We start from the raw sequence: 22,045 nt of genomic DNA, 5'->3' as shown, positions 1-22,045 counted from the left end.
GAGGCTCAGAAGAAGCCGCAGGTCGGGGCTGTGCCGGACGGGGCCGGCGCGGTGTCGGCACCGCTCGGCGCGTACACCTCGAGCCGGATCCCGTCGGGGTCGGTGAAGAAGATGCCGCCGGACGACACACCTTCGCCGTGCGGCACGACCCCGTCGTACAGGAACTCCGAGCCGAGCTCGCCGAGCACGGCCTGGACGTCCTCCACCTCCTCGATGCTGTCCACCTGGAAGGACAGATGGTGCAGCCCGGCGCGACCGGCGCCGAACGCGTCGCCGGCCTGCTGCCACAAGGCGACCAGCATCTTGCCGCCGTGGCCGAGGAACGCCCATCGGCGATCCGCATCGGTGCCTTCGGCCTGGACCTCGAAGCCGAACACCCGTCGGTAGAAGGCCAGCGACCGGTCCAGGTCGGTGACGTTGAGGCCCACGTGGCCGGTCTTCAGGGCAGTCGGTACCGCGGTGGTGCTCATTCGGTGGTCCCTCCAGAGTTCTAACCAGTAAGAGCCCTAATACTGGATAGAAGACCTCTAACCTGTCAAGTGATCTTCATGGGTTAGAATGGATGGCATGGATCCACGCCCCCTGATCGGTGAGCCGTTGAGCATGGACCTGCTCAACACCGTCTGGGTGGAGGGCGGGCAGCAGTACGACCTGCTCGACACCGCCGACGGCCTGCAGGTGTGGCTCGCCGGACAACCCGCAGTCGATCCGGCCGCGGCCGCCTCGGCGACAGACGTGACCCGGCGACAGTTGCGCGAGGTACGGGAAACGCTGCGCGACGTCGTGAAGGCGCAGCTCGGTGGACGCGTGAACGAGGAGGCTCAGGCGCAACTGAACGAACTCCTGGCGCGCGGGCGCCTGGCCCGCCGACTGGGTCCGGCCGGTCCCGAACTGGCTCCCGAGGTGGATGACCCGGCGGACCTGATCCCCTGGCTCGCGGCCGACGACTACCTACGTCTCCTCGAGCGCGATCCGGCCCGCGTCCGCGCCTGCGCACACCCCGACTGCGTCCTGCACTTCTACGACATCAGCCGCAAGGCCAACCGCCGCTGGTGCTCGATGGCCGGCTGCGGCAATCGCGCCAAAGCGGCGCGCCACTACGCCAGGTCCAAGGGCGCCGACTGACCGGGGGATGGGCCGAACCTGTTGTTGCGGAAGGCAACAGATATACGGAAAGTGAAGATCTGTGCACATAGCGTTGCCTTGTTCAAAGGCAATGCAAATGTTTGATCCGGGGGATGGTCCGGGGCTGTGGCGGCGTGCCAACGTTCTGCTGTCGGCGGCGGACGGGTCGCCGGCACAGGCTCCAGGTGTTCCCGACGCACTCCCGTCCGAGACCGGACTGTACCTCCCCTGCCGGTCACGGAATGAGGCGCCGGGCCCACCCTCCTTCGGGCCGACTGCCCTCTCGGGGCAACAGCAGGACGCCGGCCGCGCCACAAGCGGTGGCGGTCGCCAGTGAGGTGGCGACCGACATCAGGCGCGGCCGGCGTTTTCCTTGGTGAACAAGGAAGCGCTGCCCGGTCGGTGTCTGGTGCTGCTGGGGACCAGACACCGACCGAGGGCATCTCCCGGCCCCGCCGCTCTCGGCTCCCGACGGCCGGGCTCAGGCGAGTTCGAGCGTCGGCCGGGACGGGACTTCGCCGTACGTCGTGGTGCGTTGGCGGGCCGGGCGGCCGGCGGCGGTGGCCATCGCGGTGAGTTCGGCGATCGACTTGCGCGAGCCGTGCTTCGAGCCGGCCATCCGGCTGATGGTCTCCTCCATCAGCGTTCCGCCGATGTCGTTGACCCCGCCGTTGAGGACCGCCACGCAGCCGTCGACGCCGAGTTTCACCCACGAGCACTGGATGTTGTCGATCCGCCCGTGCAGCATGATCCGCGCCATCGCGTGCACCGCGCGGTTCTCGTCGTACGTCGGGCCCGGCCGCGCCACCCCGGCCAGGTAGATCGGCGAGTTCTGGTGGATGAACGGCAGCAGCACGAACTCGGTGAACCCCCCGGTCTCGTCCTGGACGGCGGCGATCGTGCGCAGGTGCTGGACCCAGTGCTGCGGCGAGTCGACGTGCCCGTACATCATCGTCGAACTGGACGGCAGCCCCACCTTGTGCGCGGTCGTGATCACCTCGATCCACGTTGCGGTGGGCAACTTGCCCTTGGTGAGGATCCAGCGGACGTCGTCGTCGAGGATCTCGGCCGCCGTGCCGGGGATGCTGTCCAGCCCGGCCTCCTTGACCGAGAGCAGGAACTCCTCGATCGACAGGCCGGTGCGGACCGAGCCGTTGACGATCTCCATCGGCGAGTACGCGTGCACGTGCATGTCCGGGACGCGGTCCTTGACGGCGCGGACCAGGTCGGCGTACGCCGTCCCCGGGAGGTCGGGGTGGATGCCGCCCTGCATGCAGACCTCGGTGGCGCCGATCACCCAGGCCTCCTCGGCGCGTTGGCCGACCTCGTCCATCGACAGCGAGTACGCGTCCGCGTCGGTGCGGCGCTGGGCGAACGCGCAGAACCGGCAGCCGGTGTAGCAGACGTTGGTGAAGTTGATGTTGCGGTTGACGACGTACGTCACGTCGTCACCGACCGTTGCCTTACGCAACTCATCGGCGATCCGGGCGAGCTCGTCCAGCGCCGGACCCGTTGCCGTCATCAACGTCAGGGCCTGGGCGTCGGACAGTCCGGCGGGATCGCGTTCGGCCGCGGCCAGGGCTTCCTTGACGTCACCTTCGATCCGTTCGGGCGCGGACCGTCCCGCCACCTGCTCGCGCAGTACGTCCCAGTCGCCGTACGCCGCGTCGAAGTCGGACCGGGTCTCGGTACGGCGTCCCTCGGTGTCGATCGCGGTGTTCAGATCGGTCCGCCCGGCCCCTGACTGATAAACGTTCCACCCGCCGTCCGGCTCCTGCCACGGTGACCCGACCGGCAGTGCGGACTCGTTGGCCAGCCCGGTCGCCGGGTCGACCAGCGCCTCGACGTGCGAGAGCAGCCGCGGGTCGAGCCACGGCTCACGCAGGTACTCCGGATGCGCGGTCAGCCTTTCCCGCAAGGTGAATCCGGCGTCCGCGGTCACCTTGGCCAGATCGTCGATCTGCGGCCACGGGCGCTCCGGGTTCACGTGGTCCGGCGTCAACGGCGACACCCCGCCGAAGTCGTCGACACCGGCGTCGAGCAGCGCACGGCACTCGGCCAGGTCCACCAGATTCGGCGGCGCCTGGACGCGCATCCGCGGGCCGAGCACGATCCGGGTGACCGCGATCGCGGCCAGCCACTCCTCCAGCGGTACGTCGTCGTCGTTGCGCATCGCGGTGTCCGGCTTCACCCGGAAGCCCTGGATGATGACTTCCTGGATCCCGTTGTACTGCCGCGCGATCTTGCGCAGCGCGAAGATCGAGTCGGCCCGCTCGGCCGTCGTCTCACCGATGCCGATCAGCAGACCGGTGGTGAACGGTACGTTCGACCGCCCGGCGTCCTCCAGCACCCGCAGCCGGATCGCCGGGTCCTTGTCGGGCGAGCCGAAGTGCGGCTGGCCCTTCTCCTCGAACAACCGGCGCGACGTCGTCTCCAGCATCATCCCCATGCTCGGCGCGACCGGCTTCAGCCGTTGCAGGTCCTGCCACGTCATCACGCCCGGGTTGAGGTGCGGCAGCAGTCCGGTCTCCTCCAGCACCCGGATCGCCATCGCCCGCACGTAGTCGAGCGTGCTGTCGTACCCGGCCTCCTCGAGCCACGTCCGCGCGGCCTCCCACCGCTCCTCGGGTGCGTCGCCGAGCGTGAAGAGCGCCTCCTTGCAGCCGAGCGCCGAGCCCTGCCGCGCGATCTCCAGTACTTCGTCCGGCGAGAGGTACGGCGAGTGCACGCGACCGGGTGTGGTGGCGAACGTGCAGTAGTGGCACCGGTCGCGGCACAACCGGGTCAGCGGGATGAACACCTTCTTCGAATAGGTGATGATCCCCGCCCGGCCGGCGTCGGCGAGCCCTTGGTCGCGGACTCGCGCCGCGGTCGCCATCAGGGCGGTCAGCGCGTCGCCGGTGGCGGTGAGAAGAACCTCCGCCTCGGCCTGGTCGAGTGTCTTGCCGTCGTCCGCGCGCTTGAGTGCACGGCGCATCGCGGTGCTGATGTCGTTGGCCACGGAATCCGAGCCTAAGTGCCGGAAACCGGGCGTTCCCGCGATTCGCGAGACCAAAATCAATCCGTACAGATGTCCTGGTAGTTTGCCGTTTGTGCAGGTCAGGAGGGGTGTGGACGGGCGTCGGGTGCGCGGTGAGCAGCGCCGGAGCGAGCTGCTGCGGGCGACGCTGGCGGTAATCGAACGCGACGGAGTCGCAGGTGTCAGCCATCGCGCGGTGGCCGCGACGGCGGATGTGTCCGTCGCGTCGATCACGTATCACTTCCCGACGCTGGACGACCTTCTGGTCGCGGCGCTGACCTGGGCGGCCGAGGATCTCGCCGCCGAACTGCACGCGCGGGGGAGTGAGCTGGGTGCCCGGCCGGCGGACGAGCTGGCGCGGCTGATCGAGCACAGCCTGGTCCGGCGACGCGGACGGACGCTCGCACTGTACGAGCTCTACCTGTACGCCGCCCGCCGCCCAGACCTCCGCGAGGTCGCCGGCGCCTGGCTGGAGCCACTCACCGAGATCGCCCGAGCCTTCACGGCCGACCCGCACAAGGCGGGCCTGTTGGTCGCAGCACTGGACGGTCTGCTGATGCAGGCCCTGATCGGCTCCCGCCAAGTCGACCGAGCAGACTTCGCCGCCCTCCTCGAGGTGATGCGATAGCCCTGCAAGCGGCCGCCGTGAGCTGGACGGGTAGCGCAGGGGCTACCTCAGCTGGGCGCCTGGGCCAGGGTGCTTCCGTCGTCTGCGCGGTTGAGTGGACGAATGGTGAGGTTATCGCTGGGTGCGCTGCGCAACAGGTGGCAGTTGTTCGCGGGTGCGGTGGTTGCCGTCGCCCTCGGCGTCGGGCTCGTGCAGTCGGGGCTACAGGTGCTGGCGGCTGCGGATCGTCCGGAGTCGCCACCCGGCCTCTCGGCGTACGAGCGTGCAAAGGTCCGGGAGGGGTACGTCGGCGCCGCGACGCTGCTGGGGATGTCGGTGATGCTCGCCGTGTTCCTCACGGTCTTCGTCGTCAGCACGACGTTCGGCTTCACGGTTGTGCAGCGGCGGCGTGAACTCGCCCTGCTCCGGTTGGTGGGAGCGCAGCGCGGATATGTCTGCCTGATGCTGTTGTGCGAGGCGGGACTGCTGGGAGTCCTCGGCACGGCGATCGGCGTACCGATCGGAGTGCTCGGCACTTGGGCGCAGTCGGCGTTGCTGATCGAGCTCGGCATGCTCCCGCCATGGTTCAAGGCTCCCTGGGACCACGGTGCGATGTGGGCGGCAATGATCGTCGGCGTCAGTACCGCGTTGGTCGGCGTACTGGCGGCCGCCTGGCGTGCGTCACGCGTCAGCGCGCTCGAAGCACTCACCGAATCTCCCAAGGCGATGCGGGTGATGACCGCGTGGCGATGGTTCTGGGGCCTTTCCGCCGCATCGTGCATGGCGTTGCTCGTGATTGCCGCCCAGGCTGCCCGCGACCTCGTCGCCGGCCTGATGATCGGGCTCGTCGTGATGATCAGCGGATCGATCGCGCTGAGTCAGCTCAGCCCGATCGTCGTACCGCTGGCCGGTCGCCTCCCCGCGGTGCTGCTCCGCGGCAACCTGATCGCCGACCTGGCCCGGGCCGGCGTCCTTCACGCGGTACGGCGAAGCGCAGCAACCGCGGCGCCATTGATCGTGCTGGTCGGCCTGGTGGTCGGGTTGGCGGGAACGTTCGGGTCGCTGGCCAAGGCGGTCGGGGTGGAACAGGAGCGACTGATCACCGCCGATCTGGTGGTGACCGGCGATGTTGTGCCGGATGGTCCGGGTGTCACGGTCGCCTCGCCGCAGACCGCCGTACCTGTCGCGGTCATGCGCGGGAGACGGACCGTGTACTCCGAGGCGATCGGGATCGATCCGGTGGCGTACCAGCAGACGCACAGACTGCGGCCGAGGAAAGGGTCGCTGGACCGGCTGACTGGCCGGACGATTGCCATCGGCCCCGGAATGGCCGCCGAGGGCTACACACTCGGCCAGTCCCTGACCATTGCTCTCGGCAACAGAAAGCTGCCGGTCACGGTGGTCGCGATCATGCCGGAGACACTCGACGTCAGCGAGAACTTCTTCATCCCGCGCACCCTGCTGCCGGCAGGCGGACGGACCGAGACCTTCGTCACGGCGGCACCAGGTCACGAACTGCGAGGGCAGACCGTCAAGGAATGGGCAGAGGCGAAGGGGGAAGCCCAGCAGCGCGGCAATTCGGGCCTCTTCGCCGCACTGATGGGACTGGCCGGGATCTACACCGCGGTCGCGGTCGTGAACGCGGTGGTGATGTCCACCGCCGACCGCCGCCGTGAGTTCGCGCTGGCCCGGATGGCAGGTCTGACCAGAATCCAGGTCGTCATGGTCGCCCTGGTCGAGTCCACCACCGTCGTGGTCATCGGCGTACTCCTCGGGTCTGTCGTCGCCGGCGCCGCGCTCGCAGGCATCGCCGCCGGTCCCTACGGCATTGCGGCGTTGGCGATTCCGTGGCGTCTGCTGGGCCTGATCTTCGCCGGAGCGATGGTCGTGGTCGGCGTCGCGGCCGCCGGCACCGCGCACCGAGCCACGAGGCGGCAACCAATCACCCTGCTAGCGGGACGCGAATGACCTGGCGCCTGCGCGGGTCATGCTGAGTAGCACCAGGTGGTGGAACGGGCGGATCAGGTTGTAGTAGAAGCGCCCGGCCGGGCGCAGGTACTGGACCAGGGTGACGACCTTGAAGGAGCTGACCGGCCGCGCGTTGTCGGTGATGATCGCCAGGTACGCGATCAGATGGTTGTCGTCCACCTTCAAGAGCAGATAGTGGTCCTCGGAGCCGCGGACAACGGTGAAAAACGACGCCGCAGCTCCCGGCGTGAAGCTCACCGTCTCCGGCCGGAGCCGCCGCGAGGCCGGGATGCCGGTCGTGTCCAGCCGGAGGGCCGCAGCCACCACCATCCGCACCGCGAACAACGCCTTGATCCACAAGGGCGAGTAACCCAGCGCGCCCGCGGTGAACTCGCGCAGCGACACCGCACCGCGGATGGTCTTCACATCGACCACGTCGACGACGGGCAGCAGGTCCTCGATCTCGGGCAGATCGGTCCGGGTCGGCATGGGGCCTCCTAGTCCAGCGTCTCGCCGGTCGCGAGGCGCAGCGTCATCGCGTAGATCTCGCGCAGATCGTCTTTCCGCACAGTCGGCAACACCTGCTCGGCGCCGACGAGGATCAGATAGAGCAGTTCGGCGAGCCGATCCGGATTCACGTCGGTCTTCAACCCGCGGCAGAGTTCCTTCAAATAGGCGGTCCGGGCCCGATCGACCCGCTCCTGCGCCGCCCGTACTTCGGCGTCCTGCAGAGCCCACGCCCGTACCGCGATCTCCAGCCGAGCACTGTCCGGATCGGACAGCACCAGCTTCAGCAGGTGCTGCAACTTGGCCCATGGTTCCGCCTCGGGGTTGCGTTCGACGGTGTCGATCAGCCGGGTGGTGTACTGCGCCTCGAAGTACTCCAAGAGCGCCGTACGGAATCCCGCGGCGCCTTTGAAGTGGTGGTAGTACGACCCTTTGGTGACCCCGAGCTTCCCGGTCAGCCGCTCGATCGTCACGGCCGGGGCACCCTCGTCCGCCAGCAGCTCGAGCCCCGCCTCCAGCCATTCCGTCCGAGTCACCATGCCAGAACCATACCATACTGTTTGGTATGGTCCTGGCCGTAGTTCACGAGGCGATGGGATGGCCGTCGGGGTCGCGGAAGAGAGTTACAGGGATCGGGCCGCGGTGGAGGATGTGGGGGATGTCCGCCCAGGGGAGCAGGGGCTCGGTGGCGTTGAGGTTGCGCAGTCGGTCGAGTGCCTTGGCTGACGGCGTGGAGAGGGTGGCGACGGTCTCCGCGCTGTACGGCAGGTAGTCCTCGGGCGGTTGTGGGCGGAACAGAGGATCGTGTCGCTTCAGCAGCATGCAGGTGCGGTCCGGATCGAGCAGGTGCGCGTCGAGGGTCCAGTACGCCGGCGTCGACGGCCCGATGCGGCCGGACTCGCGGAGCGCGGCGAAAATCGGTGCCGGATGGACCGGTGACAGGAAGACCACATCACTCCACCGGCACTCGAGCGGATGGACCGGATAGTCCATCGCCTGCGGCCGGTACGAGTACTTCGCGGCCTCGCGTTCGTACAGGTCGGGGTGCCGTTCGCGGAGCAGGTTGAGTGGCAGGATCTCGGTCCCGCGGAGGTCGTGGATGGCGGCCCGATAGAGAAGTGTCTGCATACACAGAAGCCTCCGAACGCGGGAACCCGCACCGGAGGCTTGTCACTCCATTCTATCCGACCCGGGGCGCCTTAGGCCAGTTTCCTGCGTGGCTGCAAAGTTTCAGGGTTAATAGTTTGCAGTGACTGCAAGATTGTTCGTACCCTGGTCGGGTGAGGCAATCAGGGGGTGGGTTGCGGGAGCGCAAGAAGCGCGAGACCCGGGCGGCGCTGGCGGAGGCCGCGTTCCGGCTCGCACTGGAGAAGGGCGCCGACAACGTCACGGTCGAGGAGATCGCCGAGGCCGCCGACGTCTCGGTGCGCACCTTCTTCAACTACTTCCCGCACAAGGAGCACGCGATCCTCGGGCGCGACCCCGAGCACCTCGAGCGCGCCCTGGACCGGATCCGGACCGCGCCGCCCGGCGAGTCGCCGCTGACCGTGATGTGGCACGTCGTTCGCGACGTACTGCTGGATCTCGAGAGCGGGGGCGAGCTGTCGCGGCGCGGCGAGCTGATCATGCAGTCGCCCAACCTGCTCTACCAGCTGATGGTGTCCAGCTTCGACGACGAACGGCAGTTGACCGCCGCACTGGCCGAGCGGCTGGGCGAGCCGGCCGGCGCGATCCGGCCGGCCCTCGTCGTCAGTGCCGTCGGCGCCGCCTGCCGGACGGCGATGGAGCTGCACAAACACTCCCCCGACCGGCCGATCCCCGAGCTGGTCCACGAAGGCTTCCAGCTCCTTGCCGAGGGCTTAGGCCCTGTCTCCTGACCCCCGCCTACTGCGCGGCACTCGGTGCGGGATCAGCCGACAGGGCCTCGACCCCGGCTTCGACACGACAACGAAAGGTCACTCATGACAACGACCTCGTCACCCTCCCCGTCGCCGGAGAACGTCTCCGACGGCGCCGTGGGTGAGGTCACCGAGAACATCACAACGCTCACCCCGCGGCAGACCACGCAGGCTATCTCCGGCCTGATGATGGGCATGCTCGTCGCCGTCCTGGCCGGCACGGTCGTGTCCACCGCGCTGCCGCGGATCATCGCGGACCTGGAGGCCAGCCAGTCGGTCTACACCTGGGTCGTCACGGTCGAGCTGCTCGCGATGACGGCCACCGTGCCGTTGTGGGGCAAGCTCGCCGACCTCTACAACAACAAGCTGCTGGTCCAGCTGTCACTCTCGTTCTTCGTGATCGGCTCGCTGGTGGCCGGCTTCACCCCGAACGTCGAACTCCTGCTGGCCAGCCGGGTCGTGCAGGGGATCGGTGCCGGCGGCCTGACCGCGCTGGTGCAGATCGTGATGGCGGCGATCATCCCGCCGCGCGAACTCGGCCGGTACTCCGGCATCTTCGGCGCGATCTTCGCCTCCGCGACCGTCGGCGGACCGCTGCTCGGCGGCTTCCTGGTCGACTCGCCGCTCGGCTGGCGGGCCTGCTTCCTGGTCGGGGTCCCGTTCTGTCTGATCGCCATCTACCTGCTGCAGCGGACGCTGCGGCTGCCGACGATCCGCCGGGACGTGAAGATCGACTGGTGGGGCGCGCTGTTCATCACCAGCGGGGTGAGCATCGTCCTGGTCTGGTCGACGTTCGCCGGGAACAGGTTCGACTGGGTGTCCACCTGGAGCTTCGTGCTGGTCGGCATCGCCCTGCTCGCGCTCGCCGCCGCGGTGCTGGTCGAGGCGCGCCACCCGGAGCCGATCATCCCGCTGGACCTGTTCCGCAACCGCACCGTCGCCCTGTCGGTGGTCGCCAGCATGCTGGTCGGCCTGGCGCTTTTCGGTGGTTCGGTCTTCCTGTCGCAGTACTTCCAGATCGCCCAGGGTCACTCGCCGACCTCGGCCGGCCTGATGAGCCTGCCGATGATCTTCGGCATGCTGATCTCGTCCACGATCGCCGGTGGACTGATCACGAAGTACGGCAAGTGGAAGATCTACCTGGTCGCCGGTGGTGTGCTGCTGCCGATCGGGTTGGCGCTGCTCGGCACGATCGACGCGCACACCGGCATCTTCCGGATCTCGGTGTTCATGGCCGTGCTGGGTGTCGGCGTCGGTCTGGTGATGCAGAACCTGGTGCTCGCCGCGCAGAACGACGTACCGGCGCGGGAGCTGGGGGCGGCGACGTCGGTGGTGAGCTTCTTCCGCAGCATGGGCGGCACGATCGGCGTCAGCGCGCTCGGGGTCGTGCTGGCGAACAAGGTCGCCGCGTCGCTCGGGATGGACGGCAACGGCGGCGGCGATGGCGCCGTACCGGACATCAACACCTTGCCGGAGCCGGTGAAGGTCGCGGTCCAGGAGGCGTACGGGAACGCGACCGCGGACCTGTTCATGATCTCTGTCCCGATCGCCGTCCTCGCCCTGGTCGCGATCGTCTTCATCAAGGAGAAGGCCCTCCTCACCACCTCGGCCGCCGAACGCCGCGCAACCGAAGCCGCCGAAGCCGAAGCAGCTGGCAAGCTGGACGCATGATCGTTGCATTCAGCATCAGCCCGGCCGGCGGCGACGAGACCGGAGGCGTGAGCCAGGCGGTGGCCGAGGCCGTCCGCGTGGTCCGCGCCTCCGGACTGCCGAACGAAACTAACGCGATGTTCACCAACATCGAGGGGGAGTGGGACGAGGTGATGGCCGTCGTCAAGCAGGCCGTCGACGCGGTCGCGGCCGTGTCGCCCCGGGTCAGCCTGGTGTTGAAGGCGGATATTCGTCCTGGGTATACCGGGCAGCTCAGTGCCAAGGTGGAGCGGGTTGAGCAGGCGCTGGCCGATTAGTGTGATGCGTTGAGGGTGGTGACCGTGGCGGCGTAGCGGTTCTCGCGCTCGGCGTCGCGGAGGAAGCGGACCCGGTTCACCAGGATCTCGTCGGCGTCGGGGTGATCCTGGAGCAGCTTCACCGCCTCGTCGGCGAACTCGTCCAGTGGCATCCATCGTGGATCGGGTACGCCGTTCAGCAGCCCGGTCTGGACCGCGGGCGGGACGAGTTCGATCACCTGGACACCGGTGCCGGCGAGCTGGATCCGCAGGCTCTGGGTGTAGCTGTGTACGGCGGCCTTCGTGGCGTTGTACGTCGGCGTGGCCACCAGCGGCACGAAGGCCAGCCCGGACGACACCGTCATGATCACCGCGTCCGGCTTGGTCAGCAGGTACGGCGTGAACGCGGTCAGCGTGCGGATCGTGCCGAGCAGGTTGATGTCGATGATCTGCTCGGAAGCGGCCAGGTGGCCGGGATCGCGGAGGTCCTCCTCGCGCATGATCCCGGCCATCGTGACGACCACGTTGAGGTGGGGGTGCCGGGTGGTGACGGTCTCGAAGGCGGCCGCGATCGAGTCCGGGTCGGCGACGTCGAGTTCGATGCCCTCGATGCCGTCGTCGGTGGCGATCCGGTCCAGCAGGTCGGTGCGGCGGCCGCTGATGATCACGGTGTTGCCGAGGTCGCGGAACCGGCGGGCGAGTTCGAGGCCGATACCCGACGTACCGCCGGTCATGAAGATCGTGTTGCCTGTGGTTTTCATGTCTCCAGGCTTCGCCCGCACGGCCGGGGTAACCAGGCCCGCCTGAGCCTCTGCTCGGCAAGCAGTGGCTAACCGTGCGGAACCCGCGAGACTGGAGACATGGAGTACGGCGACCTGTCCGATTTTCTACGTAAACGACGCGAGGCCCTGCAACCCGAGGACGTCGGTATGCCGCGGGGCCGTCGCCGCCGTACACCCGGCCTCCGGCGCGAGGAGGTCGCCGCACTTGCGTCGATGTCGGCCGACTACTACAGCCGGCTCGAGGGCGGCCGGGGACCGCAGCCGTCGGTGGAGATGCTGGGCGCGATCGCCCGCGCCCTGCGGTTGACGTCCGAGGAACGCGACCACCTGTTCATCCTGGCCGGCCACGGTACGCCGCCGCGGACGACGCGGGCCGATCACATCGACCCCGGCATGCTGCGGATCCTGGACCGCCTGCAGGACACCCCGGCGGTGCTGCTCAACCGGCTCGGCGAGACGCTCGCGCAGACGCCGGCCCATGTGGCGTTCGCCGGTGAACAGACGAACTTCGACGGCTTCGAGCGCAGCGAGATCTACCGATGGTTCGCCGACCCGTCGTCACGCTCGTTGTACTGCGAGCCGGAGGTCTCGACGCACAGCCGGATGCTGGTGTCGTGGCTGCGATCGGTCGCCACCGTGGACGGTCCGAAGTCGTACGCCGCATCGATCGTGCGCGCACTGCAGAAGCTCAGTCCCGAGTTCGCCACGCTCTGGGACGCGCACGAGATCGGCATCGCGCACAGCCGGACCAAGCGGTTCCGGCATCCGGTGGTCGGTGAGCTCGAGCTGTACTGCGAGGTCATCGACAACCGCGACCAGCAGCAGACCCTCGTGGTCTTCACCGCGGCCCCGGGCACCGAAAGCGCAGAGAGGCTGCAACTGCTCTCGGTCCTCGGGAGTCAGACCCTCGATCCGGCGGGCTGAGGTGTCGTACGGCGGCTGAGGTAGAAGGCGAAGGCCGCGGTCGGGAAGAACATGACGATGCCGTAGACGGCCACCGGGATAGACATCTCGCTGTTTCCGAGGAGTGCCGGGCTGAGCGCGATCGTCAGGGCGAGCGTCGCGTTGTGGATGCCGATCTCCATCGAGCAGGCGATCGACTGCCGCTCACCCAGTTTGGCCAACCGCGGTACGGCGTACCCGAGCGCGAGGCTGAGGATGTTCAGCAGGACGGCGACCACACCGACGGCCGCGATGTAGTCGAGCACGTTGTCGCGTTCGCTGTAGATCGCGGCGAAGATCACCAGCGCCAGCACGAGGATCGAGCCGATCTTGACCGGCCGGGCCATCCGCTCCGCGAACGCCGGCAGCTTGTTCCGCAGCAGCATGCCGAGGGCAACCGGGATCAGCACGATCGCGAACACCTGCAGCATCTTGGCCGGTTGCAGGCCGATCTCGCCGTCGCCGAGGAAGTGGTCGAGGGACAGGTTGACCACGATCGGCAGCGTGACCACGGCGAGGACCGAGTTGACCGCGGTGAGGGTGACGTTGAGGGCGACGTCGCCGCCGGCCAGGTGGCTGAACAGGTTGGCCGTCGTACCACCGGGGGAGGCGGCCAGCAGCATCATGCCGACGGCGAGTGCGGGAGCCAGCCCGAACAGCTTCACCAGGCCGAAGCAGATCAGCGGCAACAGGATCACCTGGACGCCGAGTGCGACCAGGACGGCGCGCGGCATCCGCAGGACGCGGCTGAAGTCGGCGACGGTCAGGGTCAGGCCGAGGCCGAGCATGATGATCGCCAGCGCGATCGGCAGCAGCACCGAGGTGAGCACTGAGTCGTCCACCTAGCGAGTCCCTTCGAACGTCGGAGGCTCAGGGTGGCAGCGGCGCGCGCCGACGGCAAGAGTTCGGCTGACCGTGGTGCGATGCATGGGCTAGGTTGCCCGGCATGAGAATCCTGCGTGTGGCCGCGATTGCGGCAGGAGGTCTGCTGTTGATGTCTCAGCTCGTCCCCGCCCAGGCGAGCGGCCGTCCGTCGTACCAGTGGGAAATGACGCCGACCGGGAGTACGGCGCAGTTCCGCGGGCTGGCGGCGGTGAACAAGGACGTCGCCTGGGTCGGCGGTTCCGGCGGGCAGGTACTGCGGACCGTCGACGGCGGGAAGAGCTGGCAGAACGTCAGCCCGCCCGATGCGGCGACGGTGCAGTTCCGTGACGTCGAGGCGTTCGACGCGAAGCGGGCGGTGGTGCTGTCGATCGGCAACGGCGAGGACTCGCGGGTCTACCGGACCGTGGACGGCGGGAAGTCGTGGACCGAGACGTTCCGGAACACCGACCCGAACGCGTTCTACGACTGTTTCGACTTCTTCGACAACAAGCGCGGGTTGGCGTTGAGCGACCCGGTCGACGGGAAGTTCCGGATCCTGGCGACGGCTGACGGCGGCAAGTCGTGGCAGGTGCAACCCACCGCCGGCATGCCGGCCGCGTTGCCGGGTGAGTTCGCGTTCGCGGCCAGCGGCACCTGCCTCGTCGCCGGACCCGGTCGGACGGCGTGGTTCGCGACCGGCGGCGGCGACCGGCCGCGAGTGTTCCGGACCGTCGACGGCGGCAGGCATTGGACCGTCGCCGACTCCCCGATGGCCAGTGGTGAGGCGGCCGGGATCTTCAGCCTCGCCTTCCGCGGGCCGCTGTTCGGGGTCGCGGTCGGCGGTGACTTCCTGAAGCCCACCGAGGCGGTCAGGGCCGCGTCGGTCACGTACGACGGCGGCCGGACCTGGCAGCTGGTCCCGGCCGAGAAGGCGCCGAAGGGCTACCGGAGTGGTTCCGCGTTTGTGCCGAACACGCCCGCTACCGTGATCGCGGTGGGCCCGTCGGGCAGCGACGTCAGCTACGACGGCGGGCGCAGCTGGAAGCAGTTCTACGACGGCAGCTTCGACAGCGTCGAGTGCGCCGGGCACGGGATCCAGGCGGGTTGCTGGGCCTCCGGCGCCAAGGGCGCTGTCGCTCGGCTGACACGCTGATGTTCAGGTGGGCGACACTCGTACGTCGTGCGAGGGTCGCCCACCTGCCGAGAGGATGAGGGCATGCGCAAAACGTTGCTGGGGACCATCGCGGGACTGTTGCTGCTCCTACCGACCACGGCCGCGGCCGAGCCGCCGGACACCACCGGTGTTCCCGGCCGTCCGCTGACCGTGATGTCGTACAACATCCACCACGGCGCCGGGACCGACGGCGTCCTCGATCTCGAGCGGATCGCCGTACTGATCGAGAAGTCCGGGGCGGACGTGATCGGGCTGCAGGAGGTGGATCGGCACTGGAGCGAGCGGAGCAACTGGGTCGACCAGCCGGCCTGGTTCGCCCAGCGGCTCAAGATGCACTACGGGTACGCCGCCAATCTCGACCTCCCGCCGTTGAGCCCCGGCGAGCCGCGCCGGCAGTACGGTACGGCGATCCTGTCGCGCTACCCGATCAAGGACTTCACCAACACCCTGCTGCCGAAGTACCCGGCCGGTGAGCAGCGTGGACTGGCGGTGGCGACGATCAAGGTGCGCGGCATCGAACTGCGGTTCGCGAACACGCACCTGACGCACAACAACAACGCCGAGCGGCTGGAGCAGGCGCAGAAGGTGGTCGAGGTGCTGGGCGCGTCGACCAAGCCGACGATGCTGGTCGGCGACCTCAACGCGCGGCCGGACACGCCGGAGATCAAGACCATGACGGCGTTGTTGTCGGACACCTGGGTGGAGGTCGGTGAGGGACCGGGCTACACCATCCCGGCCGAGAACCCGACCGCCCGCATCGACTACCTGCTGCACAGCAGCCACCTGGAGCCGACGAAGGCGTCCGTACCGCTGTCGCCCGCCTCCGACCACCTCCCGGTCCTCGCCTCCTACATCCTCAACTGACCCATCCCCGGCGGACACCGCCGGGACTTGAACACCCTCTGGGGGCCTTGCGCAGGTCACAGCCTGTGCGAGGCCCCCAGTTGTTGTGTCAGGCATCTATTTCTGCCGAGGCGGCCCGCTCACGGGAAGCGCGGAATTACAAGCTTGTAGTTTGTCAAGCCGACACGCAGGTGAAATAAAGTTACTTGTGTGAAAGGTGTTCCCATTGGGGCTGTAGGCAACTAGTGTCACCTATGAGGTCCAGGAGGACCAAAAGATCACGAACCCTGGGGAAGGGGTTCGTGACCGGCGGAAGGAACGACCCGATGCGGACGCCCACCAGGGCCACGTCCGGCGGGCGGGTCGCGGGCACGGGGAAGACCGGCAGGGCGCTGCTCTCCGGGGTGCTTGCGGTCTGTCTGGCCGGCTCGATGGCCGTGATCCCGGTCCCGGCGCAGGCCAAGCCGAAGCCGCCGGTCATTCCGTCCAAGGCCGCGGTCGAGCGAGCCCAGCAGGCCGCGTCCGCGAAGGCGGCCCAGGTGAAGGCGATCGAGGGCCGGCTCGCCGCGGCGAACACCCGGCTCGAGCAGCTCGGCATCGCGTCGGGCATCGCCGACGAGGCCTACAATGGCGCGCTGTACCGGCTGCAGCAGGCGAAGTCCGAGGCGGCCCAGGCGGCGGCCCGGGCGGCCAAGGCGCAGAAGACGCTGGCGGCCCAGCGGCAGCAGATCGGCCGGTTCGCCGCGGCGTCGTACCAGGGCGGTGGTGATGTGGCGAAGCTCGCACCGCTGTTCAGTGCGGAAGGTCCGCAGCAGCTGCTCGACTCGGCCGGGGCGGCGCGTTCGGTGTCGGCCGCGATGCAGGGCTCGTACCTGCGCTACACCGCGACCCAGGTGATGACGAACCTGTTCAAGGTGCAGGCCGACCAGGCCGTCACCAAGGTGAAGCAGGCGACCGACGAGGCAGCCAAGGCGAAAGCGGCAGCCGAGGCCGCGGAGCGGGCCCAGGCGTCGGCGGTGACCGCGATGGGCGTCCAGCGCACGCAGGCGATCACCCAGCTCGCCGTACTGCAGAACACGTCCGTCCAGGTGGCCGCCCAGCGGCAGCGGGGACTCGAGGAGCTTGCGCGCCAGCGAGCCGCCGCTCTGGCCGCGAAGAAGGAGGCTGAGCTGCGGCGCCGGATCGCCGCCCGGGAAGCCGCCGAGCGGGCCCGGGAAGCGGCCGAGCGGGCTGCGGAAGCCGCTGAGCGGGACCGGGAGCAGCGGGAACGGCGCGAGGAGCGGGAACGGCGCGAGGAGCGGGAACGGCGCGAGGAGCCGAAGAAGAACCCGGCCAAGCCGCCGAAGCAGCAGCCGGACCGGCCGCGCGACGACCGCCCTTCGCGGAAGGGTCCGCAGGCCGTGATCGACTTCGCGCTGGACCAGATCGGCGACATGTACCTGTGGGGCGGGACCGGCCCGAACCGCTGGGACTGCTCCGGTCTGACCCAGGCCGCCTGGGCGAAGGCCGGTGTCTACCTGCCGCACTACAGCGTCGCGCAGTACGAGCAGGTCCGGCACATCGACGAGGACGAGCTGCGGCCCGGCGACCTGGTCTTCTGGTCGATCGATCCGGACGACCCGGGCACCATCCACCACGTCGCGCTGTACATCGGCGACGGCCGGATCGTGCATGCCCCGCGCACCGGCAAGCCGGTCCAGATCGACAGCGTCTACTACTGGGAGCCCCCGGACTTCTTCGGCCGTCCCTGACCTCGTGCCGTGGGCAACAACCCTCCAGCGGAAGAAACCCTAGAGTGGTTCAGGTGGAGAACTCGTCGCCGCATCGCCTGGCGGACCGGGTGGTGTGGGCTCTGGGACGGGCCGGCCAGCAGTCACAGCGGCTGGTCAGGCAGCACCTGACGGCAGCGGACCTGCGGACGCAGCACTACCAGGTGCTGGCGAGCCTGGCGGACGACGGCGAGGCGGCGCAGGCCACCCTGGCCGATCGGATCGGCTTCGACCGGAGTGACCTGGTCACGATGCTCGACGAGCTCGAGGAGCTGGAGTACGTCGTACGGCGGACGGACCCGGACGACCGGCGACGGAAGATCGTCGCGATCACACCTGCGGGTGAGAAGCAGCTGGTCGAGCTCGACCGGCTCGTCCACGCGGCGGAGGCGGACCTGCTGGAGCCGCTGAGTGACGCGGAGCGGCAGACGCTGCTCGGACTGCTGGGCAAGCTGAACGGCGAGTGACCGTTCCCCTCAGGCGCGGCGGGGCAGGCGGACGTCAGTGTGTCCCGGTCTTCAGCCGCTCGAACGAGGCGCTGATCTCGGACTCGGCGTCGGCCCGGCCGACCCAGGTGGCGCCCTCGACGGACTTGCCCGGCTCGAGGTCCTTGTAGACCTCGAAGAAGTGCTGGATCTCCAGCCGGTCGAACTCGGGCACGTGGTGGATGTCGCGCAGGTGCTCCTGCCGCGGATCGCCGGCGGGCACGCAGAGGACCTTGTCGTCCGGGCCCTTCTCGTCGGTCATCCGGAACATGCCGATCGCGCGGGCCCGGATCAGGCAGCCCGGGAAGGTCGGCTCGGGGAGCAGCACCAGTGCGTCCAGCGGGTCGCCGTCCTGACCGAGCGTGTCCTCGATGAACCCGTAGTCGGACGGGTACTGAGTGGCCGTGAACAGGGTCCGGTCCAGCCGCAGCCGGCCCGTCTTGTGGTCCAGCTCGTACTTGTTGCGGGTGCCCTTGGGGATCTCGATGAAGACGTCGAACTCCATACGGCAGATACTGTCACGGTTCCGACCGACCGATTGACAGGAGCAGCCCGGTGGCCCGTCCTCCCCGTGCGGTGTTCGTCACGCTGCTCACCACAGCGCTCTGCGTGACCCCGGTGGGGGGCGTGGTGAGCGGTGCGAACGCCGTACCCCGATCCCTGCCAACCGCACGGGCCCAGGCGCCGGCTGTGCTGGCTCCGGCGACGGCCGAGGGCGTCGCACCGACGGCGACCGGGGTGCAGAAGGCGCTGGCGCCGATCCTCAGGGACCCGTCGCTCGGCAGGCACCGGGGCATCTACGTGTACGACGCCTCCCGCGGCAAGCCGGTGTTCTCGGTCGGAGCCTCCACGCCGTACGTGCCGGCCTCGACGCTCAAGTTGCTGACCACCGTGTCGGCACTCGCGACCCTGGGAGCCGGCCACAGGTTCGCCACGAAGGTGGTCAGCCCTGCGAAGAGCTCCATCGTCCTGGTCGGCGGCGGTGACCCTCTGCTCACGGTGAAGCGTCCGACCGATCCCGCCGACTACCCGACGCGAGCGTCCCTGCAGGCCCTGGCAGCCAGTACTGCGAAGGCGCTCAAGGCGCAGGGAGTCGCAAGCGTCACCCTCGGGTACGACGCCTCGCTGTTCACCGGACCGGCGGCGAACGCCAACTGGCAGCCGAACTACGTCGTCGAGGGCATCGCGGCGCCGACGTCCGCGCTGTGGGTTAACGAGGGACGGGTGACGCCGGGCATGGCGAAGCGGGCCAGTTCTCCGGCACAGGCGGCGGCAACGTCGTTCGTGGCCCAGTTGAAGGCTGTTGGGATCACGGTCGCCGGCATTCCCAAGCCGGTCGTCACACCTGCCGGCGCCAAGGCTGTCGCTCAGGTCGAGTCCCCCACCGTGGGCGAGATCGTCGAGTACGTGAACCTGCACAGCGACAACGACGGTGCCGAGGTCCTGTTGCGGCACGTGGGCATTGCGACCAACAACGGCGGCTCGTACGCCGGTGGAGCCAAGGGAGTGAAGGCGACACTCACCAAGCTCGGTCTGGACGTCAGCAAGGCGCGGATCCTCGACGGCAGCGGCCTGGCCAGGACCAACCACGTTCCGCTGGACGTGCTGGCCGGAGCGGTCCAGGTGGCGGCGTCGGAGGACCACCCGGAGCTGAGGTACCTGCTGACCGGTCTGCCGATCGCTGGGTTCACCGGCAGCCTCGAGGACCGGTTCGCCGCGGCGGGAGCCGGCCCGGGGACCGGACTGGTCCGTGCGAAGACCGGCACACTCACCGGCGTCCACAGCCTCGCCGGACTGGTCCGCGACCGGACTGGCACGCTCCTCGTGTTCGCGGTGGCCTCTGACAGCGTGCCGGTTCCGCAGACGCTGGCTGCCCGTGCGGCCCTCGACAGAGCCGCCGCAGTGCTGGCCAATTGCGGCTGCGCCGCCTAAAAGACCGTCTGGACAACAGGCACATGTTGGGACATGCGACTAGGGTCGACACATGAGCACGGCGGAAGGACCGACTGCGGCGGAGATGGTCGACTGGCAGCTGGCGACGGGAGTGGCGCGCAAGCTGCTCCGGCCCGGCCCGGCGGTCAGCCGCGCCGAGGCGCATCAGGTGGTCGCCGAGCTGCGTCAGTTCGCGGCCGACTCCGAGCACCACGTCCGGGAGTTCACCGGGCTGCAGGCCACTTCGGCCACCGCGCCCGTGGTGATCGTGGACCGGCCCGGCTGGGTGCAGGCGAACGCGGACGGCTTCCGCACTGTCCTGCAGCCGTTGGCGGACAAGCTCCGCGAGAAGGCCGAGCGCAGCGGTGGGTTCTCGTCCGCGGTCGGCTCCCGGGTGACGGGGATCGAGGCGGGTGCGCTGCTGGCTTTCCTGTCGTCCCGGGTACTCGGGCAGTTCGACCCGTTCTTCCCCTCCGAGCCGGACCCGGACCGTCCCGGGCTCACCGGCCGGCTGCTGCTGGTCGCGCCCAACGTGATGCACGTGGAGTCCGAGCTGGGCGTCGTACCGCGGGACTTCAGGTTGTGGGTGTGTCTGCACGAGGAGACGCACCGGGTGCAGTTCACCGCGGTCCCGTGGTTGCGGGACCACCTGCGGTCGGAGATCGCGCTCTTCCTCGATCAGGCCGAGTTGGACGCGTCGGCGTACGCGGCGATGTTCCGGGAGGCCGTGCAGCGGCTGGGCCGGTCCGTGCGCGGAGAGGCCGAGCTGAGCCTGGTCGACCTGATGCAGTCGCCTGAGCAGCGGGCGGTGCTGGACCGGCTGACCGCGGTCATGTCCCTGCTGGAGGGGCACGCCGACTTCGTGATGGACGGGGTCGGCCCGTCGGTGATCCCCACCGTCGACACCATCCGGGCCAAGTTCACCTCGCGACGGCAGAGCGGCAGCCCGGTGGACCAGTTGCTGAAGCGACTGCTCGGGCTGGACGCCAAGCTGCGGCAGTACAAGGATGGTGCCGCCTTCGTTCGCCAGGTGGTCGAGCGGGTCGGGATGGACGGCTTCAACCGGGTCTGGACCGGGCCGAACACGCTGCCCACCAAGCACGAGATCGCGAACCCCGATGCCTGGGTCACCCGACTCCACGGCTGAGCCGCCGATCCGGTCGGCCGCCGAAGAACTGGTCGAACACCGGAGGGGCAAGCTGCACCCCGCCGTGGCGCGCACCCGCGAGGCAGTGCGTGCCGCCCTGTCCGACCTGCCCCACGGCACCACCGTGCTGGTGGCCTGCTCCGGCGGCACGGACTCGCTGGCTCTGGCGGCCGCGACCGCCTTCGAGGCGCCGAAGCTCAAGCTGCGAGCCGGTGCCGTCATCGTCGACCACGGACTCCAGGCGGACTCCAGCCACACGGCCGAGATCGCTGCTGGTCAATGCCGCTCGCTGGGCCTCGACCCGGTGCAGGTGCGGGCAGTGGAGATCGGCATCGAAGGCGGACCGGAAGGAGCCGCTCGAGCCGCCCGGTACGACGCTCTGCGGGCGGCGGCGGACGAGTTCGGGGCAGACGTCGTACTGCTGGCGCACACTCGTGACGACCAGGCCGAGACTGTATTGCTAGGGCTGGCGCGCGGCTCGGGCGCGCGGTCGCTCGCCGGGATGGCTCCGGTCGCCGGACTGCTGCGCCGCCCCTTCCTGGAACTGCCGCGGGCCACCACAGCGGCTGCGTGTGTGGCGTCAGGGCTCCGGCCGTGGCACGACCCGCACAACGACGACCCGCAGTTCACCAGGGTCCGGGTCCGCCACGAGGTGATCCCGGTCCTGGAGGAGGCGCTCGGACCCGGTGTGGTCGAAGCGCTCGCCCGTACGGCGGGACTGCTCAGGGCTGACGCGGACGCACTCGACATGCTCGCGGCCGACGTCGCGGAGACCGCCGTACGTCGTACCGACAGTGAAGTGCACTGCGACGTCGCCACGCTCGTTTCCGAGCCGGACGCCGTACGGACCCGGGTGCTGCGGCAGGCGGCGCTGGAGGCCGGGTGCCGGGCCACGGACCTCACCGCCGGGCACATCGCTGCCGTCGACGCCTTGGTCACCGGCTGGCGCGGACAGCGATGGATCGACCTGCCACAGGGCGTCCGGGCGGTCCGCCGGGGTGGATTCATCGTCCTCGGCCCGAATGTGACAGGCTGAC

Annotated in this window: 22 protein-coding genes; 14 read left to right on the top strand and 8 right to left on the bottom strand. The window is 69.0% G+C overall.

The window, feature by feature from the left end; all coding sequences use genetic code 11:
• Positions 1 to 5 precede the first annotated feature (5 nt).
• Positions 6 to 470 (bottom strand): VOC family protein, encoded by a 465-nt coding sequence (locus tag ACYVOK_RS03410; RefSeq protein ID WP_460660733.1) that lies wholly within the window; start codon positions 468 to 470, stop codon positions 6 to 8.
• Positions 471 to 567: 97 nt separating this feature from the next.
• Here ACYVOK_RS03410 and ACYVOK_RS03405 point away from each other — a divergent pair, with 97 nt between their 5' ends.
• Positions 568 to 1,125: a CGNR zinc finger domain-containing protein gene (locus ACYVOK_RS03405; protein ID WP_460660732.1), complete on the top strand. Its 558-nt coding sequence runs from the start codon at positions 568 to 570 to the stop codon at positions 1,123 to 1,125.
• A gap of 481 nt (positions 1,126 to 1,606) precedes the next feature.
• Here ACYVOK_RS03405 and ACYVOK_RS03400 read toward each other — a convergent pair whose 3' ends face one another.
• Positions 1,607 to 4,126, bottom strand: a complete 2,520-nt coding sequence (locus tag ACYVOK_RS03400) for a bifunctional FO biosynthesis protein CofGH (protein ID WP_460660731.1) — start codon at positions 4,124 to 4,126, stop codon at positions 1,607 to 1,609.
• 109 nt (positions 4,127 to 4,235) lie between these two features.
• Here ACYVOK_RS03400 and ACYVOK_RS03395 point away from each other — a divergent pair, with 109 nt between their 5' ends.
• On the top strand, positions 4,236 to 4,772 hold the full coding sequence (locus tag ACYVOK_RS03395; RefSeq protein ID WP_460660730.1) for a TetR/AcrR family transcriptional regulator: 537 nt from the start codon (positions 4,236 to 4,238) through the stop codon (positions 4,770 to 4,772).
• Positions 4,773 to 4,874: 102 nt separating this feature from the next.
• Positions 4,875 to 6,719, top strand: a complete 1,845-nt coding sequence (locus tag ACYVOK_RS03390) for an FtsX-like permease family protein (RefSeq protein ID WP_460660729.1) — start codon at positions 4,875 to 4,877, stop codon at positions 6,717 to 6,719.
• Here ACYVOK_RS03390 and ACYVOK_RS03385 read toward each other — a convergent pair.
• Genes ACYVOK_RS03385 through ACYVOK_RS03375 form a run of 3 tightly spaced genes read right to left on the bottom strand, consistent with a single transcriptional unit; the run spans position 6,702 to position 8,354 of the window.
• Positions 6,702 to 7,208: a DUF2867 domain-containing protein gene (locus tag ACYVOK_RS03385; protein WP_460660728.1), complete on the bottom strand. Its 507-nt coding sequence runs from the start codon at positions 7,206 to 7,208 to the stop codon at positions 6,702 to 6,704. The genes ACYVOK_RS03390 and ACYVOK_RS03385 overlap by 18 nt on opposite strands.
• Positions 7,209 to 7,216: 8 nt before the next feature.
• On the bottom strand, positions 7,217 to 7,765 hold the full coding sequence (locus tag ACYVOK_RS03380; protein ID WP_460660727.1) for a TetR/AcrR family transcriptional regulator: 549 nt from the start codon (positions 7,763 to 7,765) through the stop codon (positions 7,217 to 7,219).
• Between the two features lie 43 nt (positions 7,766 to 7,808).
• Positions 7,809 to 8,354, bottom strand: a complete 546-nt coding sequence (locus tag ACYVOK_RS03375; protein ID WP_460660726.1) for a hypothetical protein — start codon at positions 8,352 to 8,354, stop codon at positions 7,809 to 7,811.
• 152 nt (positions 8,355 to 8,506) lie between these two features.
• Between ACYVOK_RS03375 and ACYVOK_RS03370 the strand changes: the two genes are divergently transcribed.
• The 3 genes from ACYVOK_RS03370 to ACYVOK_RS03360 all read left to right on the top strand — a co-directional run bounded on the left by ACYVOK_RS03370 (position 8,507) and on the right by ACYVOK_RS03360 (position 11,091).
• Entirely contained in the window at positions 8,507 to 9,103 is a 597-nt protein-coding gene (locus ACYVOK_RS03370) for an acyl-CoA-like ligand-binding transcription factor (RefSeq protein WP_460660725.1), read from the top strand.
• A gap of 84 nt (positions 9,104 to 9,187) precedes the next feature.
• Positions 9,188 to 10,795, top strand: coding sequence for an MDR family MFS transporter (locus ACYVOK_RS03365; protein WP_460660724.1), 1,608 nt, complete (start codon positions 9,188 to 9,190; stop codon positions 10,793 to 10,795).
• Positions 10,792 to 11,091 (top strand): thiamine-binding protein, encoded by a 300-nt coding sequence (locus ACYVOK_RS03360; RefSeq protein WP_460660723.1) that lies wholly within the window; start codon positions 10,792 to 10,794, stop codon positions 11,089 to 11,091. The genes ACYVOK_RS03365 and ACYVOK_RS03360 overlap by 4 nt, the downstream gene beginning before the upstream one ends.
• On the opposite strand, the gene ACYVOK_RS03355 is transcribed toward ACYVOK_RS03360, so the two are convergent.
• Positions 11,088 to 11,831 (bottom strand): SDR family oxidoreductase, encoded by a 744-nt coding sequence (locus ACYVOK_RS03355; protein WP_460660722.1) that lies wholly within the window; start codon positions 11,829 to 11,831, stop codon positions 11,088 to 11,090. The genes ACYVOK_RS03360 and ACYVOK_RS03355 overlap by 4 nt on opposite strands.
• 99 nt (positions 11,832 to 11,930) lie before the next feature.
• On the opposite strand from ACYVOK_RS03355, the gene ACYVOK_RS03350 reads away from it, so the two are divergent.
• Positions 11,931 to 12,776, top strand: coding sequence for a helix-turn-helix transcriptional regulator (locus ACYVOK_RS03350; protein WP_460660721.1), 846 nt, complete (start codon positions 11,931 to 11,933; stop codon positions 12,774 to 12,776).
• On the opposite strand, the gene ACYVOK_RS03345 is transcribed toward ACYVOK_RS03350, so the two are convergent.
• Positions 12,752 to 13,636: a bile acid:sodium symporter family protein gene (locus ACYVOK_RS03345; RefSeq protein WP_460660720.1), complete on the bottom strand. Its 885-nt coding sequence runs from the start codon at positions 13,634 to 13,636 to the stop codon at positions 12,752 to 12,754. The genes ACYVOK_RS03350 and ACYVOK_RS03345 overlap by 25 nt on opposite strands.
• A gap of 104 nt (positions 13,637 to 13,740) precedes the next feature.
• Here ACYVOK_RS03345 and ACYVOK_RS03340 point away from each other — a divergent pair, with 104 nt between their 5' ends.
• From ACYVOK_RS03340 to ACYVOK_RS03325, 4 genes are all read left to right on the top strand, one after another.
• Positions 13,741 to 14,811 (top strand): WD40/YVTN/BNR-like repeat-containing protein, encoded by a 1,071-nt coding sequence (locus tag ACYVOK_RS03340; RefSeq protein ID WP_460660719.1) that lies wholly within the window; start codon positions 13,741 to 13,743, stop codon positions 14,809 to 14,811.
• Positions 14,812 to 14,874: 63 nt separating this feature from the next.
• Positions 14,875 to 15,696, top strand: coding sequence for an endonuclease/exonuclease/phosphatase family protein (locus ACYVOK_RS03335; protein ID WP_460660718.1), 822 nt, complete (start codon positions 14,875 to 14,877; stop codon positions 15,694 to 15,696).
• A 305-nt stretch (positions 15,697 to 16,001) separates the two neighbouring features.
• The gene (locus ACYVOK_RS03330; RefSeq protein ID WP_460660717.1) at positions 16,002 to 17,426 is read left to right on the top strand and encodes a C40 family peptidase; all 1,425 of its coding nucleotides are present in this window, start codon (positions 16,002 to 16,004) and stop codon (positions 17,424 to 17,426) included.
• Positions 17,427 to 17,479: 53 nt separating this feature from the next.
• Positions 17,480 to 17,911 carry a MarR family winged helix-turn-helix transcriptional regulator gene (locus ACYVOK_RS03325; protein WP_460660716.1) on the top strand — a complete coding sequence of 144 codons (432 nt, stop codon included), beginning with the start codon at positions 17,480 to 17,482 and terminating at the stop codon, positions 17,909 to 17,911.
• Between the two features lie 34 nt (positions 17,912 to 17,945).
• On the opposite strand, the gene ACYVOK_RS03320 is transcribed toward ACYVOK_RS03325, so the two are convergent.
• A complete protein-coding gene (locus ACYVOK_RS03320) occupies positions 17,946 to 18,434 on the bottom strand; it encodes an inorganic diphosphatase (protein ID WP_460660715.1) in 489 nt (162 codons plus the stop codon).
• 50 nt (positions 18,435 to 18,484) lie between these two features.
• On the opposite strand from ACYVOK_RS03320, the gene dacB reads away from it, so the two are divergent.
• Genes dacB through tilS form a run of 3 tightly spaced genes read left to right on the top strand, consistent with a single transcriptional unit; the run spans position 18,485 to position 22,044 of the window.
• A complete protein-coding gene (gene dacB, locus ACYVOK_RS03315; RefSeq protein WP_460660714.1) occupies positions 18,485 to 19,861 on the top strand; it encodes a D-alanyl-D-alanine carboxypeptidase/D-alanyl-D-alanine endopeptidase in 1,377 nt (458 codons plus the stop codon).
• Between the two features lie 52 nt (positions 19,862 to 19,913).
• Entirely contained in the window at positions 19,914 to 21,008 is a 1,095-nt protein-coding gene (locus ACYVOK_RS03310) for a zinc-dependent metalloprotease (protein ID WP_460660713.1), read from the top strand.
• Positions 20,980 to 22,044 carry a tRNA lysidine(34) synthetase TilS gene (tilS, locus tag ACYVOK_RS03305; RefSeq protein WP_460660712.1) on the top strand — a complete coding sequence of 355 codons (1,065 nt, stop codon included), beginning with the start codon at positions 20,980 to 20,982 and terminating at the stop codon, positions 22,042 to 22,044. The genes ACYVOK_RS03310 and tilS overlap by 29 nt, the downstream gene beginning before the upstream one ends.
• The last annotated feature ends 1 nt before the right edge of the window (position 22,045 follow it).

It is taken from the genome of Kribbella swartbergensis (genome assembly GCF_054784135.1).
Note: the sequence above shows the minus strand (reverse complement) of the source record. Positions and strands in the feature narration are given on the sequence as shown.

What these genes read in the sequence shown, in the direction of transcription:
- ACYVOK_RS03410 (WP_460660733.1), bottom strand. Translation starts at nt 470, where the DNA reads ATGAGCACCACCGCGGTACCGACTGCCCTGAAGACCGGCCACGTGGGC.
- ACYVOK_RS03405 (WP_460660732.1), top strand. Translation starts at nt 568, where the DNA reads ATGGATCCACGCCCCCTGATCGGTGAGCCGTTGAGCATGGACCTGCTC.
- ACYVOK_RS03390 (WP_460660729.1), top strand. Translation starts at nt 4,875, where the DNA reads ATGGTGAGGTTATCGCTGGGTGCGCTGCGCAACAGGTGGCAGTTGTTC.
- ACYVOK_RS03385 (WP_460660728.1), bottom strand. Translation starts at nt 7,208, where the DNA reads ATGCCGACCCGGACCGATCTGCCCGAGATCGAGGACCTGCTGCCCGTC.
- ACYVOK_RS03380 (WP_460660727.1), bottom strand. Translation starts at nt 7,765, where the DNA reads ATGGTGACTCGGACGGAATGGCTGGAGGCGGGGCTCGAGCTGCTGGCG.
- ACYVOK_RS03375 (WP_460660726.1), bottom strand. Translation starts at nt 8,354, where the DNA reads ATGCAGACACTTCTCTATCGGGCCGCCATCCACGACCTCCGCGGGACC.
- ACYVOK_RS03365 (WP_460660724.1), top strand. Translation starts at nt 9,188, where the DNA reads ATGACAACGACCTCGTCACCCTCCCCGTCGCCGGAGAACGTCTCCGAC.
- ACYVOK_RS03360 (WP_460660723.1), top strand. Translation starts at nt 10,792, where the DNA reads ATGATCGTTGCATTCAGCATCAGCCCGGCCGGCGGCGACGAGACCGGA.
- ACYVOK_RS03355 (WP_460660722.1), bottom strand. Translation starts at nt 11,831, where the DNA reads ATGAAAACCACAGGCAACACGATCTTCATGACCGGCGGTACGTCGGGT.
- ACYVOK_RS03350 (WP_460660721.1), top strand. Translation starts at nt 11,931, where the DNA reads ATGGAGTACGGCGACCTGTCCGATTTTCTACGTAAACGACGCGAGGCC.
- ACYVOK_RS03340 (WP_460660719.1), top strand. Translation starts at nt 13,741, where the DNA reads ATGAGAATCCTGCGTGTGGCCGCGATTGCGGCAGGAGGTCTGCTGTTG.
- ACYVOK_RS03335 (WP_460660718.1), top strand. Translation starts at nt 14,875, where the DNA reads ATGCGCAAAACGTTGCTGGGGACCATCGCGGGACTGTTGCTGCTCCTA.
- ACYVOK_RS03330 (WP_460660717.1), top strand. Translation starts at nt 16,002, where the DNA reads ATGCGGACGCCCACCAGGGCCACGTCCGGCGGGCGGGTCGCGGGCACG.
- ACYVOK_RS03320 (WP_460660715.1), bottom strand. Translation starts at nt 18,434, where the DNA reads ATGGAGTTCGACGTCTTCATCGAGATCCCCAAGGGCACCCGCAACAAG.
- ACYVOK_RS03310 (WP_460660713.1), top strand. Translation starts at nt 19,914, where the DNA reads ATGAGCACGGCGGAAGGACCGACTGCGGCGGAGATGGTCGACTGGCAG.
- tilS (WP_460660712.1), top strand. Translation starts at nt 20,980, where the DNA reads ATGCCTGGGTCACCCGACTCCACGGCTGAGCCGCCGATCCGGTCGGCC.